At 50.1% G+C, this 14,481-nt stretch carries 12 protein-coding genes and 1 tRNA gene; 10 read left to right on the top strand and 3 right to left on the bottom strand.

Annotated features, from left to right (window positions below; genetic code table 11):
* The first annotated feature begins 18 nt into the window (after window positions 1–18).
* The 4 genes from kdpA to WG943_RS01495 all read left to right on the top strand — a co-directional run bounded on the left by kdpA (window position 19) and on the right by WG943_RS01495 (window position 5,972).
* Window positions 19–1,716, top strand: coding sequence for a potassium-transporting ATPase subunit KdpA (gene kdpA, locus WG943_RS01510; protein ID WP_340406362.1), 1,698 nt, complete (start codon window positions 19–21; stop codon window positions 1,714–1,716).
* Between the two features lie 122 nt (window positions 1,717–1,838).
* A complete protein-coding gene (gene kdpB, locus WG943_RS01505; RefSeq protein WP_340406361.1) occupies window positions 1,839–3,890 on the top strand; it encodes a potassium-transporting ATPase subunit KdpB in 2,052 nt (683 codons plus the stop codon).
* 92 nt (window positions 3,891–3,982) lie between these two features.
* Complete coding sequence (locus tag WG943_RS01500; RefSeq protein WP_340406360.1) at window positions 3,983–4,630, top strand: K(+)-transporting ATPase subunit C; 648 nt, start codon at window positions 3,983–3,985, stop codon at window positions 4,628–4,630.
* Window positions 4,631–4,868: 238 nt separating this feature from the next.
* The gene (locus WG943_RS01495; RefSeq protein WP_340406359.1) at window positions 4,869–5,972 is read left to right on the top strand and encodes a porin; all 1,104 of its coding nucleotides are present in this window, start codon (window positions 4,869–4,871) and stop codon (window positions 5,970–5,972) included.
* A 95-nt stretch (window positions 5,973–6,067) separates the two neighbouring features.
* Here the strand turns inward: WG943_RS01495 and WG943_RS01490 are convergent, their stop codons facing one another.
* A complete protein-coding gene (locus WG943_RS01490; RefSeq protein ID WP_340406538.1) occupies window positions 6,068–6,232 on the bottom strand; it encodes a hypothetical protein in 165 nt (54 codons plus the stop codon).
* Between WG943_RS01490 and WG943_RS01485 the strand changes: the two genes are divergently transcribed.
* Both WG943_RS01485 and WG943_RS01480 read left to right on the top strand, forming a co-directional pair.
* Window positions 6,164–7,189, top strand: a complete 1,026-nt coding sequence (locus tag WG943_RS01485) for a universal stress protein (protein WP_340406537.1) — start codon at window positions 6,164–6,166, stop codon at window positions 7,187–7,189. The two genes, WG943_RS01490 and WG943_RS01485, sit on opposite strands and share 69 nt — an antisense overlap.
* 43 nt (window positions 7,190–7,232) lie before the next feature.
* Window positions 7,233–9,074 (top strand): sensor histidine kinase, encoded by a 1,842-nt coding sequence (locus tag WG943_RS01480; protein ID WP_340406358.1) that lies wholly within the window; start codon window positions 7,233–7,235, stop codon window positions 9,072–9,074.
* A gap of 460 nt (window positions 9,075–9,534) precedes the next feature.
* Here the strand turns inward: WG943_RS01480 and WG943_RS01475 are convergent.
* Window positions 9,535–9,609: transfer RNA gene (locus WG943_RS01475), tRNA-Glu, on the bottom strand.
* 179 nt (window positions 9,610–9,788) lie between these two features.
* Here WG943_RS01475 and gap point away from each other — a divergent pair.
* The 4 genes from gap (at window position 9,789) to WG943_RS01455 (ending at window position 13,253) form a co-directional block, all read left to right on the top strand.
* Window positions 9,789–10,781 carry a type I glyceraldehyde-3-phosphate dehydrogenase gene (gene gap / locus WG943_RS01470; protein ID WP_340406357.1) on the top strand — a complete coding sequence of 331 codons (993 nt, stop codon included), beginning with the start codon at window positions 9,789–9,791 and terminating at the stop codon, window positions 10,779–10,781.
* Window positions 10,782–10,977: 196 nt separating this feature from the next.
* Window positions 10,978–11,829 (top strand): universal stress protein, encoded by an 852-nt coding sequence (locus WG943_RS01465; protein ID WP_340406356.1) that lies wholly within the window; start codon window positions 10,978–10,980, stop codon window positions 11,827–11,829.
* A gap of 118 nt (window positions 11,830–11,947) precedes the next feature.
* The gene (locus tag WG943_RS01460) at window positions 11,948–12,841 is read left to right on the top strand and encodes a diacylglycerol/lipid kinase family protein (protein WP_340406354.1); all 894 of its coding nucleotides are present in this window, start codon (window positions 11,948–11,950) and stop codon (window positions 12,839–12,841) included.
* 64 nt (window positions 12,842–12,905) lie between these two features.
* A complete protein-coding gene (locus tag WG943_RS01455; protein ID WP_340406353.1) occupies window positions 12,906–13,253 on the top strand; it encodes a translation initiation factor in 348 nt (115 codons plus the stop codon).
* Window positions 13,254–13,707: 454 nt separating this feature from the next.
* Here WG943_RS01455 and kdsB read toward each other — a convergent pair whose 3' ends face one another.
* Window positions 13,708–14,445, bottom strand: a complete 738-nt coding sequence (gene kdsB / locus WG943_RS01450) for a 3-deoxy-manno-octulosonate cytidylyltransferase (protein ID WP_340406351.1) — start codon at window positions 14,443–14,445, stop codon at window positions 13,708–13,710.
* Window positions 14,446–14,481 lie beyond the last annotated feature (36 nt).

The raw sequence follows: 14,481 nt of genomic DNA, 5'->3' as shown, positions 1-14,481 counted from the left end.
AACCACAAAAAAATAGAAATGTCAACTGATATATTAGGAATTATCGCTATGTTCCTGCTCACGGTGGCCATTGGGCTGCCGCTGGGCAAGTACATCGCGAAAGTATACAAAGGAGAGCGCACTTGGCTCGATTTTATGGCGCCGGTAGAGCGGCTCTTATTCCGCGTAAGCGGCATCGATGCAAACCGCGAGATGACTTGGAAACAAAGCATGGTCGCGCTGCTGAGCATCAACCTGATCTGGTTCTTTTGGGCCATGTTCCTGCTGATGACGCAAAGTGTTCACCCTTTCTGGAACCCCGACGGCAACCCCTCCATGTCGCCGGACCTGGCTTTTAACACCGCCATTAGCTTTTTGGTGAACTGTAACCTGCAGCACTACTCCGGCGAAACCGGGCTTTCTTACCTGTCGCAGCTGGGCGTGATGTGCTTTCTGCAGTTCGTGACGGCGGGCACGGGTATGGCCGCTTGCGCCGTGGTGTTCAACGGATTGCGCAACCGCAGCACCGAGCACTTGGGCAACTTCTTCGACTACTTTCTGAAGAGCTGTACCCGCATTCTTTTGCCGATAAGTATAGTCGTGGCGGTGATCATCGCCATGGAAGGCACGCCAATGACCTTTGCCGGAAAGGAGACCGTCACCACGCTGCAGGGAACAGAGCAGCAGGTATCGCGCGGACCAGCCGCAGCCATGATCGCTATTAAGCAGGTTGGCACGAACGGCGGCGGTTTCTTCGGCGTGAACTCGGCGCACCCGCTCGAAAACCCGACATACCTCTCCAACATGGTCGAGAACATTGTAATTATCCTTATCCCGATCGCACTGGCCTTTGCCCTTGGTTTTTACCTGGAGCGCAGGCGCCTGGGCTGGATGGTGTTCGGTGCGATGACGGCCGGTTTCCTGATGCTGCTGATCACTACGGTATACTTTGAGATGAACGGTAACCCTGCCATCACCAACATGGGCATCAATCAGGAACTTGGTTCATTGGAGGGTAAAGAAATGCGCTTAGGTGCCGCTGCCTCCGGTATGTGGGCCACCAGCACCACGGTTACCTCCAACGGGTCGGTGAACGCCATGCATGACTCGCTCACGCCGCTCTCGGGCATGAACACCATGCTGGGCATGATGATCAACTCCTTTTACGGCGGTGTGGGCGTAGGCTTCCTGAACTTCTTTGTCTTTGTCATCATCGCCGTGTTCATTTCCGGTTTGATGGTGGGACGCACGCCCGAGTTCCTGGGTAAGAAGGTAGAGGCCCGGGAGGTGAAGATCGCCATCATGATCGCGCTGCTGCACCCTCTGCTCATCCTCTCCGGTACTGCGCTGGCCGCTTATGTGTATGTGCAGGACCCGTCGGTAGGCTGGCTGAATAACCCCGGCTTCCACGGCTTCTCCGAAATGCTCTATGAGTATACTTCTTCGGCGGCTAACAACGGCTCCGGCTTCGAGGGCCTCGGCGACAACACACCTTTCTGGAACATCACCACCGGATTTGTGCTTATACTGAGCCGCTACCTGCCGATCATCGGACCTGTGGCCATCGCCGGCATCATGGCCCGCAAGCGCTATATCCCGGAATCTGCCGGTACGCTTAAAACCGACACGGCCACCTTCGGCCTAATGGTCTTCTTCGTGATCTGGGTGGTGGCGGCCCTGGCTTTCTTCCCATCGCTAGTGCTTGGCCCTATTGCAGAATACTTTACCATCTACTAAAAAACTACTGATGAAAGAGATGACACGGCATTTGAATGAGGTAGAGATAAATTCTTATTGGAGTTCCTCTTCGGCTAATATGTGGCAATACATTTTGTGTCTGCGTCTTAAATACTAAAGAAATGACAACTAAAAATAAAGAAACCGGATTGTTTGAAGGGCCGCTGGTTAAACAGGCGCTGGCGGAGTCCTTCGTGAAACTCGATCCAAGGCAAATGATCAAAAATCCCGTGATGTTCACGGTGGAGCTGGGTACCTTCGTAATGCTATTGGTCACGCTCTACCTGCTCTTCTCTGGGGATACCTCACAGGGAGGTTTGGGCTACAACATCACCATCTTCCTGATCCTTTTGGTGACCTTGGTATTCGCTAACTTCGCCGAGGCTATCGCCGAGGCGCGTGGCAAGGCACAGGCCGACTCGCTGCGCAAGACCCGCGAGGAAACGCCTGCCAACATGATCGACGCGAAAGGAAACGTGAAGCAGATCAGCTCTTCCCAACTCAAGAAAGGCGATGTGTTCGTTGTGACGGCCGGAGAGGTGATCCCGACAGACGGAGAGATTGTGGAAGGATTAGCTTCTATTGATGAGTCAGCCATCACAGGCGAGTCGGCCCCGGTGATCCGGGAGGCAGGCGGCGATCGCTCTTCCGTGACGGGCGGTACTAAAGCACTCTCGGACCAGATCAAGGTATTGGTGACCACGGCCCCAGGTGAATCCTTTCTGGACAAGATGATTGCCCTGGTGGAGGGCGCCAGCCGCCAGAAGACACCCAACGAAATTGCCCTGACTATCCTGCTGGCAGGCTTTACCATGACGTTCCTGCTGGTATGCGTGACGCTGAAGCCCTTTGCGGACTATGCGAACGCACCGCTGACGATTGCCGCCCTTATAGCGCTGTTTGTGTGCCTTATCCCGACGACGATCGGGGGCTTGCTGTCGGCGATCGGTATAGCGGGGATGGACCGGGCCCTTCGCGCCAACGTGATCACTAAATCCGGTAAGGCCGTGGAAACCGCCGGCGACATCGACGTGCTGCTGCTCGACAAGACAGGCACCATCACCATCGGTAATCGTAAAGCTACTAAATTTCACCCTGCACCGGGTGTGGATAAGGACGCTTTTATCCAGAAGGCTGTATTAAGTTCTCTGGCTGACGAAACACCTGAGGGCAAGTCGATTGTTGAGCTGGCGCAGGAACTGAAGGTGAGTGTGCCGCAGCCGGATATGCGCCAGGTAAGCTTCATCAAGTTTACGGCCGAAACCCGCTCCAGCGGCATTGATCTGCCAAACGGTACCCGCATCCGCAAAGGAGCTTTCGACGCCATCCGAAAAATGACGGAAAATGCAGGGTACATGATGCATCCTTCTGTAACCGAAACGATTGAGAAGATTGCAGCCAACGGTGGTACGCCGCTGGTGGTGGCCGAGAATGAAGAAGTGCAGGGCGTGATCCAGCTGGAGGACATCATTAAACCAGGCATACAGGAGCGTTTTGAGCGCCTGCGCAAGATGGGTGTGAAGACGGTGATGGTGACGGGAGACAACCCGCTGACGGCGAAGTTTATCGCTGAGCAAGCCGGGGTGGATGACTTCATCGCCGAGGCCACGCCGGAGGACAAACTCAACTACATCCGCAAGGAGCAGGCCAGCGGTAAGCTAGTGGCCATGATGGGTGACGGCACGAACGATGCCCCGGCCCTGGCGCAGGCGGATGTGGGCGTGGCCATGAACTCGGGTACGCAGGCGGCCAAGGAGGCTGGCAACATGGTGGACCTGGACAATGACCCGACCAAGCTGATAGAGGTCGTGGAGATTGGCAAGCAGCTGCTCATCACCCGCGGCACGCTCACCACCTTCTCCATTGCCAACGACGTGGCCAAGTATTTTGCCATCGTGCCGGCTCTGTTCATCGCCTTTATCCCTGCCTTGCAGGGGCTTAACATCATGAACCTAGGAAGTCCGCAGTCGGCCATACTTTCGGCCGTGATCTTTAACGCCATCATCATCCCGATCCTGATCCCGCTGGCGCTGCGTGGTGTGGCCTATAAGCCGATCGGGGCCAGCGCCCTGTTGCGCCGTAATCTGCTCATCTACGGATTGGGCGGTGTGCTCGTGCCTTTCGTCGGCATCAAGGCTATTGATATGCTGCTGGTAGTCATGGGACTGGGGTAGTGTTTTGATCAAAAATAAACAGAAGGAGCCGGGGTTTTCAGCCGGCTCTCTTTCAAGACAAAGTAGAAGTACAAAAATTGAAAATATCCATCATGGAAACTAAAGTAAAAGAAAACCGCATTCAAGAAAGACAGGTTCAGCGCCCTAAGCCTGAAAAAAAGGGAACAGGTGGCATTTTGAAGCAGAGCCTGGTCCTGACGGTGCTGTGCATTGGCTTCTTCGTGTTCCTGTACCCGCTTTCGATCTGGGCTATAGCCAAAGTGGCGGCTCCGAACGGCGGAGAGGGAAAGCAAGTGGTCGTGAACGACCGCGTGGTAGGATTTGAGAACGTGGGGCAGTCCTTTACAGAAGATCGCTATTTTTACTCCCGCCCATCGGCGGTGGACTATAACGGCGGCGGCTCCGGAGGATCTAACAAAGGTCCGTCCAACCCAGATTACCTGGCAGAAGTACAGGATAGAATAGATGCTTTTCTGGAGAAGAACCCGACAGTAAAGCGTGAGGAGGTACCGGCGGAGCTGGTAACTGCTTCCGGTAGCGGGTTGGACCCGCACCTGTCGCCGCAGGGCGCGCTGGTGCAGGTTGAGCGTGTTGCCCGTGAGCGCAATCTGCCGGTAGATCAGGTACGCGCATTGGTGCAGGCGCAGATAGAGGCACCGTTTTTAGGTGTGCTCGGGCCGGAGAAAGTAAATGTGCTAAAGCTGAATGTGGCGCTGGATAAGTTGAGCGCACAGCCATAGATAAGTTAATTTATAAAATAAGTATTTATATAGTTTAAGCTGCGACAAAGTCATCATACCGTTTGGCTACCGTTGAGAACTCAACTTACCCCTTCTAAGAGGGGACTTTTAAAAATTGAAAAAGATTCCCCTCCTTGGAGGGGGGAGGGGTGGGTTCTTTGCAGTTAAAATATTGATCGCAACTTGAGTTAGAACATATCGCCGTAACCATGCGGCTCACAACAAGATCATAAATCAAATGAAATATCTATTCGGAATACTTTTAGCCCTTTACCTTTTTATCAATTTTGCAGCCAATGCACAAACTATTGACTCGCTGGGCATGCAAGAAGAGGAAAAGCCATTTAAAATTAGCGGCGGTGTAGACGTGTACTATGCCTATGATTTTTCTGAGCCTTTTGGCAAAGACCGCCTCTACACCACGCAGGCCTTCCGCCACAACGAGTTTAACCTGAACTGGGGCTTCCTGCAGGCAGATTATGCCACGGACAAAGTACGGGCTACGCTGGCGCTGCACACGGGTACCTACGTGCAGTCCAACTACGCTGCCGAGCCCAACGAACTGACTCGCCTTATCGCCCAGGCCAACGCCGGTGTAAAATTAGCTGAGGGTGTATGGCTGGACGCAGGAATCCTGCCTTCGCACATCGGCTACGAGAGCACTTTCTCCATCAATAACGAGATATATACCCGCGCCTTGATGGCCGAGAACTCCCCATACTTTGAAACTGGCGCCCAGCTGACGGCCGAGGTGTCGGACAAGGTGACGATGAAGTTCCTGGTGCTCAACGGTTGGCAGAACATCCGGGAGACGAACGACGCCAAGTCGCTGGGCTTCGGCATCAGCTATACGCCGACGGATAAGCTGACGCTGAGCTACAACAACTACTATGGCAACGAGGCGCCGGAAGACGATGAATTAGTTGAGGTGGACGCCAAGCGCCGCTACTTCCACAACTTTTACGCCGCCTATACTTTCTCCGACAGGTTTAACATAGCTGGCAGCGTAGACTACGGCCGTCAGGAGCTGTGGGACAGCAGCGAGAAGGGAAGCTGGTACGCAGGATTGCTGTTGGCGCGCTACCGTCTGAGCGAGCGGTTTGCCGTGGCGGGCCGCGTGGAGCACTACAACGACGAAAACCAGATCATCATCGCTACCGGCACCCCCAACGGCTTCCAAACCTCCAGCGCCTCGCTTAACTTTGACTACATTCCCGCACCGAACTTCCTGTGGCGCTTCGAGGCCAGAGGCTACGACTCCGAATACAGGATATTCGTGGGAGAGGAGGGAGTAAAGGACAACAACCTGTTGCTGGTTACCTCATTCGCCCTAAAATTCTAAAGTTGATGTATAGGCAGGTATACTTACCTGCCTGTACTCATATAGTAAAAGCATGGTAATGATACATGAGCAGCGAGGAGCTTAGTAACAGCAGATCAGCGGAGCGCTTCCTGCGCCTTCTGCAGGAGTCGAAGAAGGGGCGCTTTAAGTTGTATATTGGCTTGGCAGCGGGAGTAGGCAAAACCTACCGCATGCTGCAGGAAGCGCGGGAACTGCTGGAGCATGGAGTGGATGTGGTCATCGGCTACGTGGAGACGCATGGAAGGGTAGAGACCGTAGCGCAGTTGGAGGGACTGCCGGTGATGAAGCGCAAGTCCATCTTCTACAAAGGGCGGATGCTGGAGGAGCTGGACCTGCAGGCCGTGCTGCAGCGCAGGCCTGAGGTGGTGATCGTGGATGAGCTGGCCCATACCAATGTGCCGGGCTCGGTGAATGAAAAGCGCTGGCAGGACGTGGAGCAGCTCATTAAAGCCGGCATCAGCGTGATTAGTGCCGTGAACATCCAGCACATCGAAAGCCTGAACTACCAGATCGAGAAGATAACGGGGGTGGAGGTAACGGAGCGGGTGCCGGACAAAGTAGTGAAAGCCGCCGACGAGATCGTGAACATCGACCTGACGATACAGGAGCTGCTCGACAGGCTGAAAGAAGGCAAGATCTACGATAAATTAAAAGTGGAAGCGGCCCTGAAGAACTTCTTTCAGAAGGATAACCTCCTGCAGCTGCGTGAGATGGCCCTGCGGGAAGTGTCTAACCACCTGATGCAGCGGATTGATTCTGAGGTGGAAACGGCCTCGCGTAAAAACCTGGACAAGCTCGTGGCCTGCATCAACACGAACGAAAAGGCGGCGAAGGAGATTATCCGCAAGTCCTCGCGCCTGGCTGACCGCTTCCGGGCCAAGTGGTATGTGGTGTATGTGCAGACGCCGGAGGAAAATACAGACACGATTGGGCTGGCCAAGCAACGGCACCTGATCAACAACCTGCAGCTGGCTACGCAACTGGGCGCCCAGATCATTCGGCTGAAAGGAAAGAACGTGGCCCAGGAGATACTGCAGGTGGCCCGGGAGAAACAGGCTACCCTGCTCATCTGCGGCGTGACGGGGCGCAAAAGCTTCGGCGACTGGTTTAAGGTGAGCCAGACCCGCCGCATCATCCGTAAGGTTGCGGGTTCGGAACTGGACCTGGATATTTTTCTGATAAGTGTAGAGGCATAAGTGAAAAAATACATCAGCTCCGGCTGCACATGGAAATAACGTCATGAAATTAAAAACAAAAATTACCCTCGGATACCTGACCATTCTGGTGGTGCTTTTAGCGATTGGGGTATATTCGGTGGTAAATGTAAACAAGCTGGATAAAGCGGCCAGCAACATCCTGAAAGACAACCTTTATACCCTGCAGGTGGGGAAGCACATGATTTCCTCGCTCGATAAGATGCAGACTGCCCAGCAGCAGCTGCTTTTCTCTGATGTAACGCCTGAGGTGAACACTATTGTCATCCGCGAAAATATCGCTGTGTTTAAAGATAACCTTCGCAAGGAGCAGGGCAACGTAACCGAACCGGGTGAGGGAGAGCTGGTGAACGACATGACAGAAGGTTTCCAGAGCTACAGCGCGCTACTAAATGGTGACGTGGATGAAAATACCTATTACGTGGAGCTGTTGCCGCGTTACCGTTTGCTGCGCGACCAATTGGACCAGATGCTCAGCATGAACATGGATGCCATGATCTCCAAAAGCGACCAGGCGCAGCAGATCGCACAGCAGACAAGAATCTATACTTTGATTGCGCTGACAGTGGCCCTGCTGCTCACCCTTGGTTTTTTGCTCACTGTGCCAGCCGCCATCACTAAACCCATCAACAGAATCGTGGACTCCATTCAGGCTGCCTCACAGAAGGATTTCTCGAGACAGCTGCCTACTAAGGGACGCGATGAGTTTAGTAAAGTTGCTAAAGTATACAACAGCATGCTCAAGAAGCTAAAAGAATTTGAATTCTCGAACCTGAATGAGCTGCTGACGGAGAAAAAGCGCATGGAACTACTGGTGCAGCACCTGGACGAGGGCATTCTGCTACTGGACCACAACCTGTTGGTTATCGAAGCAAATCCTGTGGCCTGTGAACTGCTGGGCTTGGAGCGTAAGAAGCTAGTTGGGCGCCAGTCGCAGGAGTTGGAGAATGAAAACAATCTTTACCGGGAGTTGGTGAAAGACATTATGATTGGCAGAACCGCCGATGACCACGTGCTGGCCGTAACGCAAGGCAATGAGGAAGCCTACTACCGCAAAAGCACCTTGGAAATTGTGACTTACAACGAGCTGAAGGAGCAAAGCGAGCTTACAGGCTATATCGTATCGTTGCGCAATGTGAGTGATTTCAAACGCTTGGACCAGGCAAAATCGAACTTTCTGGCCACCGTGTCGCACGAGCTTAAGACTCCACTGGCCTCTATGGGTTATAGCTTAAAACTGCTGCAGGACCAGCGAGTGGGAGAGACGAACACTGAGCAACGATACCTTATCCAGACGCTAAAGCAAGAAACTACCAGGCTACAGAAAATAGTGGGAGAGCTTATTGATGTATCGCGGTTGGAATCAGGCAATATTCAGCTAAAAGTACAGCAGGCAAAGGTGGCTGACATCATTCATTACGCAGAGGAGGTTATAAGCCTTCAGCTATTGCCCAAGCAACTGCGGCTGGAGGTAAGTATAGAAAACCAGCTGACAGACGTGGTAGCCGATGTAGAGAAAACTACGTGGGTGCTCATCAACCTTCTCAGCAATGCCGTGCGCTACTCACCGGAAGGCGATGTTATTACCATTTCTACAGAAGACAAAGAGCATGAGGTGCTGATAAAAGTACACGACAACGGACCGGGTATTGATCCATCAAACCACAATAAGATATTCCAGAAGTTTGTGCAGATACCCGGCAAGGAGCAGTATAAGGGAGGTTCCGGCCTTGGGCTTTCCATTTCACAAGAATTCATTCAGTCGCAGGGCGGCAGCATTTGGGTGGAGAGCGAGCTGGGTGCCGGGAGTACGTTTATAGTTTCGTTACCTATGTATGCGGAGGCTCATCAAAAGGTTAGCAAATGATTTGACAGTACATGCTGATTCCCTTAACAGGAGTTGATTACCGGATTATAACAAGGTAATGTATCACTAAAAGTCTCCTGAACTACCACGACCTATTTTTCCTGCCAAGAGAATGAATATGTGCATCATAAAGGGTAACAGGTGCTTTTGATGTGATGGTTTAGCTTATCCAATAAATAAACCACACCACAATAAAATAAAGACCAAGAAATGTGTAAAAGAGCTTTTCTTTTGCAATAGGTTTTGTTTGTGTGTCTGTAGTTGATGTGCAGAGCCAAGGAAAGGAAATTAAGAGGATGATATGGCCTGGCCTTCTAGGAATGGCGGGGGCTCCTGTAATACAAATAAAAACTTTTGGGAGAAAAGAACTGAAGCGTATAAGTAACAACCTTTAAAATCTTTTTTGTTACTCTGAAAACCAAAAAAGCCGCCCCATTTGACGTGGAGCGGCTTTATACTGTGGTAGCCCGTAGGGGAATCGAACCCCTGTTACCAGAATGAAAATCTGGCGTCCTAACCCCTAGACGAACGGGCCGTTCTGTCTAATTGTGGTGCAAATATACGGCGCTTTTAATTCATGCAAAACTTTAACGCATATTTTTTTTCAGATATTACGTAAGGGGCTAGGAACCAGAGTGGAAAAAAATATTGGTTTTACACTAGGGTAATCGTAACTTCGCACCATCAAATAAAAAACTCTCAAACTTAGATACCATGTCTAAAATAAAAGTTGCAATTAACGGTTTTGGCCGTATCGGCAGACTTACATTTAAGGCCCTGCTTCAGAAAGAGAATGTTGAAGTAGTAGCTATCAATGACCTTACAGATACTAAAACGCTGGCTCACCTGCTGAAGTATGACTCAGTGCACGGCCGTTTTGACGGTACTGTAGAAGCATCTGCTAATGGAATTATTGTAAACGGACAGGAAATTATGATCACAGCTGAGCGCGAGCCAAAGAACCTGCCTTGGGGCAAACTTGGCGTTGACGTTGTGCTGGAGTCTACTGGTCGTTTCGTAGATGAAAAAGGTGCTGGTGGCCACTTGGAGGCTGGCGCTAAAAAAGTAGTAATTTCTGCTCCTGCCAAAGGAGATATTAAAACAGTTGTATTAGGTGTAAACGAAGATGTACTGACAGGCGAAGAGACAATAGTTTCGAACGCATCATGCACTACAAACTGCCTTGCGCCTATGGCTAAAGTACTTGACGATACATTTGGTATCGAGAAAGGCTATATCACTACTGTACACGCTTACACTGCTGACCAAAACCTGCAGGATGCACCGCACAGCGACCTGAGAAGAGCGCGTGCTGCTGCTTACTCTATCGTTCCTACATCAACTGGCGCTGCTAAAGCAGTCGGTCTTGTATTGCCTCACCTGAAAGGTAAACTGGATGGCGTGGCAATGCGCGTTCCAATTCCTTCCGGCTCACTTACAGACCTTACTTGCGTTCTGAAAAGAGCTGCTACGAAAGAGGAGATCAATGCTGCCATGAAGAAGGCTGCTGAAGGCCAAATGAAAGGTATCCTTGAGTATACTGAAGATCCGATCGTTTCTATCGATATCATCGGCAACCCACACTCTTGCATTTTCGATGCGGAGATGACATCAGCTAACGAGACACTTGTAAAAGTGGTAGGCTGGTACGATAACGAGGCTGGTTACTCTAACAGAGCTGCTGACCTTATTGCCAGAATTGGCTAAGCTTAGCTTGAAAGTATAAATTACAAGGCCTGCCCTGAAAGGGGTGGGCCTTTGTATTTTAAGGGATATAGCAACTGGTTAAAGCTGTATAAAGTATAAACTGATAATAATCAGCCTTAGAACTAATACATGTCATAAATTACATTAAAGTATGAAGATACTTTTGTAACTTAATATTCCACTAAAACCTAAGCCAATGATTCAAAGAATATTAGTGCCCACCGATTTTTCGGAACAAGCCAGAAATGCCTATGAAATAGCCATAGCCATTGCGCGTAAAACAGGTGCCGGAATCAAACTTTTGCATGCAGTAGAGGTGCCGTATGGTTCTGGTTTCAGTGCAACCGGTGATCTTACCATGCAGCCTAACAACATGGAGCATGTTTATGTGTTGCAGCTTCTGGAAAAAACAAAAGCGGATTTGGCTAAACTGGCTGATTCTTTTGACCATAGCGGTGTAAATGTGGTGCAGCAGGTAGAGGTGAACAGGCCAATCAACCAAATTAAGAGAACCATAAGAGAAGATGCTGTTGATCTGGTGGTAATGGGCTCTAAAGGATCAAGTGGGTTAGATGAGTTTTTGGTGGGTTCTAATACAGAGAAAGTAGTGCGTACTGCAGAGTGCCCCGTACTAACCGTTAAACAGCGAGACACTGATTTTGTAGTAAATGAAATAGTGCTGGCCTCTGACTTTAAACGTGAGATCAGGCATGCAGTAGATAAATTCAAGGCTTTTCAGGAGCTATTCGGAGCCAGAATTCATCTTGTTTATATTAACACACCCGGCGCTTTTGAGTCGAGCAGCAACATTAGAGAAAAGCTGGAGCATACAGCTCAAAAGTACAGCCTACAGAACTATACTATAAATGTATACAACGATGTAATGGAAGAAGATGGAATTCTGCACTTTGCCGAGGATATCCGTGCCGATATGATCATGATGGCCACACATGGCAGAACCGGACTGGCGCACCTGCTAAGCGGAAGTATAGCTGAGGATTTGGTAAATCACACCAATATACCTGTGCTTACATTCAGCCTGAAGTAAGGTACAACCAGCCCTTTCCTGAAAGTATAAAGTATAGCCTGCTGCATTGTTTGCGGCAGGCTTTTTTGTTTGTAGCCCAGAAAAGGTAATTTTACAGCATTGCCCATAAATGCAAATTATGCCTACACCTTCTCACATCCGGTTTATTATCAACCCTACATCAGGCACTAAAAGCCGGGTAAATGTTGCTGACCGAATAGAAATTTTGCTGGACTCCAAAAAGTATAAGCATGAGGTAGTATATACCGAGTTTGCAGGCCATGCCCCACAACTAGCTAAAGAGGCTGCTGACAAGGGTTACGGTCTGGTAGTGGCGGTGGGCGGCGACGGTACAGTAAACGAGGTGGCACGAGGACTTTTACATTCTGAGACGGCTTTGGGCATATTACCGAAAGGCTCCGGCAATGGCCTGGCACGGCACCTGAAGATACCCATGAGCCTCGATGCCGCTATCAGAACCCTGAACACAGGCCATGTGGTAAACATAGACAGCGGAAGTATAAACAACCACCCATTTTTCACAACGGCAGGCATCGGGTTTGATGCTTACATCAGTTCTGTTTTTGCCGGCAATAAAAAGCGTGGACTGCAAACTTATGTAGAACTGGTGATGAAGGAGGTGTTGAAGTATAAACACATGCCTGTTAAGGCCATCATCAACGATAACACCTTGGAGACAGACTGCTATGTAATGGCCTTTGCCAATGCCGCCCAGTACGGCAACAACGCCTACATTGCACCCCTCGCCGATATAGAAGATGGCTTGCTGGATGTGTGCCTGGTGCGTACGTTAGACTTAGTTAAAGCCCTAAACCTGAGCTACTGCATGCTTACCAAGCAATTAGCCAATGCTGACAGCGCCGAATACTTTAAAACAACTCACGTAAAAGTAAGTGCCGAAAGGCCTATGATGTATCACGCGGACGGTGATTTTATGGGAGAAGCATCGGAATTTGAGGTGCACATGAACCCGCTTTCGCTGAAAGTGTTGGTGCCGAAAAGTATAAATTGATGAGCAAGGAGAAATTTGATTCAGGTAAAATAGGAGTTTCTCATTTTGACTAAACAATAAGAAGATGAAAGACAAAAATAAAAAAGGCCGCCAGGGAGTAGTATACTCTACCAACTCTGACTTTAACTACGAATATGAAAACGAGCAGGAGCAGGAAACGCTGCCGCCACAGCAGCAGAACCTGAAAGTGATGCTCGACAAAAAGTCGAGAGGAGGTAAGCAGGTAACACTGGTAGAAGGTTTTATAGGCACCGATGATGACCTGAAAGAGCTGGGTAAAATGCTTAAAAACAAATGCGGTGTAGGTGGCTCAGCTAAAGATGGTGAGATTTTGATACAAGGCGACTTTAGAGACAAGGTTATGCAAACGCTCCAGGCAGCTGGCTATAAAGCCAAACGTGTAGGAGGATAATTTGAGTTAGGGATTTTGAGGGTTTGGGAGTTAGAGAGGTAGGAACTGTATAGACGCAATACTTTGCGGCAGGCGATAAAGTAAGAACATGCCATGCCGCAAGTTTAGCTTCAGCGCAACTTGGCTGTACATGAGGCCAGTTTGCAACTGGCTTTCTGCGCGAGCAGAAATTATACTTTGTTAGATAGTGGGGACGTATCTTTTTCTCATTTCTGGCGCGGAAATTATTTCCGAGTCTTCCTATAATGTTGAATCTGCGATTCGACTGGGCCAGAGGCCCACACTATAGCTAGTCACGAGGGTGGACCCTCGCACCATGGACTGTTGTTTTACAGCATGAAACAACCCTACCTCTTGAGAGGAGTTGCCATACCACAAGTTTCTCTATCGTTGAACTCACGGCAGAAAAAGACGCAAAATATTGCTTCTCTACATTTCCCACCACTCCAACTCTTTAACTCCCAAACCCTTTAACTTTCTCCAGATCTTCAGGAGTGTCTATGCCAATCGTTTCGAACTCTGTGATGGCAGTGGCTATTTTATACCCGTTTTCTAACCAGCGCAGCTGCTCCAGCGACTCGGCAAGCTCCAGTGCTGATGGTGGAAGCTGTGTAATTTGCTCCAGGATGTCTGCACGATAACCGTAAATACCGATGTGCTTGTAATAGGTGTGCTGGCGGTGCCAGATATCGTTGGGTACGTTGCGGCAGTAGGGGATAGGCTGACGGCTAAAGTATAAGGCGTCTCCTGTATTGCTGATGACTACTTTCGGAGAATTTATATTGAACAGCTCTTCCGGAGACTCGATCTCCTTTATCAGAGTAGCCAATTGGGTTTGTGGATTGCGGAAGCAGTTAGCTACCAGGTTTATCTGCTCTGGTTTGATAAAAGGCTCATCGCCCTGTATGTTTATCACGTACTCGAAAGGCTGGTTGTACCGCTGGTAAGCTTCAAAGCAACGATCAGTGCCACTTTGGTGGTGTTCTGCCGTCATGACGGCCTTGCCCCCGAAGCTTTGCACGTGCTCAAAAATACGCTGATCGTCGGTGGCAACAAGCACCTCTGCCAGGTTTGCGCTTTTAGCCTGCTCGTATACCCTCTGTATCATACTTTTGCCGTTAATATCGGTTAGCGGTTTGCCAGGGAAACGCGTGCTGGCGTAGCGGGCGGGTATAATTCCGAGTACTTCCATAGTTTGTAGTGGTTAAGTTTATACTTGCCAAAGGTA

Origin of the sequence: Pontibacter sp. H249 (genome assembly GCF_037892465.1) — a bacterium.
In the GTDB taxonomy this organism is placed as follows: Bacteria; Bacteroidota; Bacteroidia; order Cytophagales; family Hymenobacteraceae; genus Pontibacter.
Note: the sequence above shows the minus strand (reverse complement) of the source record. Positions and strands in the feature narration are given on the sequence as shown.

What these genes read in the sequence shown, in the direction of transcription:
- WG943_RS01460 (WP_340406354.1), top strand. Translation starts at nt 11,948, where the DNA reads ATGCCTACACCTTCTCACATCCGGTTTATTATCAACCCTACATCAGGC.
- WG943_RS01490 (WP_340406538.1), bottom strand. Translation starts at nt 6,232, where the DNA reads ATGCGTCTCCACGTAGCCGATGACCACATCCACTCCATGCTCCAGCAG.
- WG943_RS01485 (WP_340406537.1), top strand. Translation starts at nt 6,164, where the DNA reads ATGCTGCAGGAAGCGCGGGAACTGCTGGAGCATGGAGTGGATGTGGTC.
- WG943_RS01480 (WP_340406358.1), top strand. Translation starts at nt 7,233, where the DNA reads ATGAAATTAAAAACAAAAATTACCCTCGGATACCTGACCATTCTGGTG.
- gap (WP_340406357.1), top strand. Translation starts at nt 9,789, where the DNA reads ATGTCTAAAATAAAAGTTGCAATTAACGGTTTTGGCCGTATCGGCAGA.
- kdsB (WP_340406351.1), bottom strand. Translation starts at nt 14,445, where the DNA reads ATGGAAGTACTCGGAATTATACCCGCCCGCTACGCCAGCACGCGTTTC.
- kdpB (WP_340406361.1), top strand. Translation starts at nt 1,839, where the DNA reads ATGACAACTAAAAATAAAGAAACCGGATTGTTTGAAGGGCCGCTGGTT.
- WG943_RS01465 (WP_340406356.1), top strand. Translation starts at nt 10,978, where the DNA reads ATGATTCAAAGAATATTAGTGCCCACCGATTTTTCGGAACAAGCCAGA.
- WG943_RS01500 (WP_340406360.1), top strand. Translation starts at nt 3,983, where the DNA reads ATGGAAACTAAAGTAAAAGAAAACCGCATTCAAGAAAGACAGGTTCAG.
- WG943_RS01455 (WP_340406353.1), top strand. Translation starts at nt 12,906, where the DNA reads ATGAAAGACAAAAATAAAAAAGGCCGCCAGGGAGTAGTATACTCTACC.
- kdpA (WP_340406362.1), top strand. Translation starts at nt 19, where the DNA reads ATGTCAACTGATATATTAGGAATTATCGCTATGTTCCTGCTCACGGTG.
- WG943_RS01495 (WP_340406359.1), top strand. Translation starts at nt 4,869, where the DNA reads ATGAAATATCTATTCGGAATACTTTTAGCCCTTTACCTTTTTATCAAT.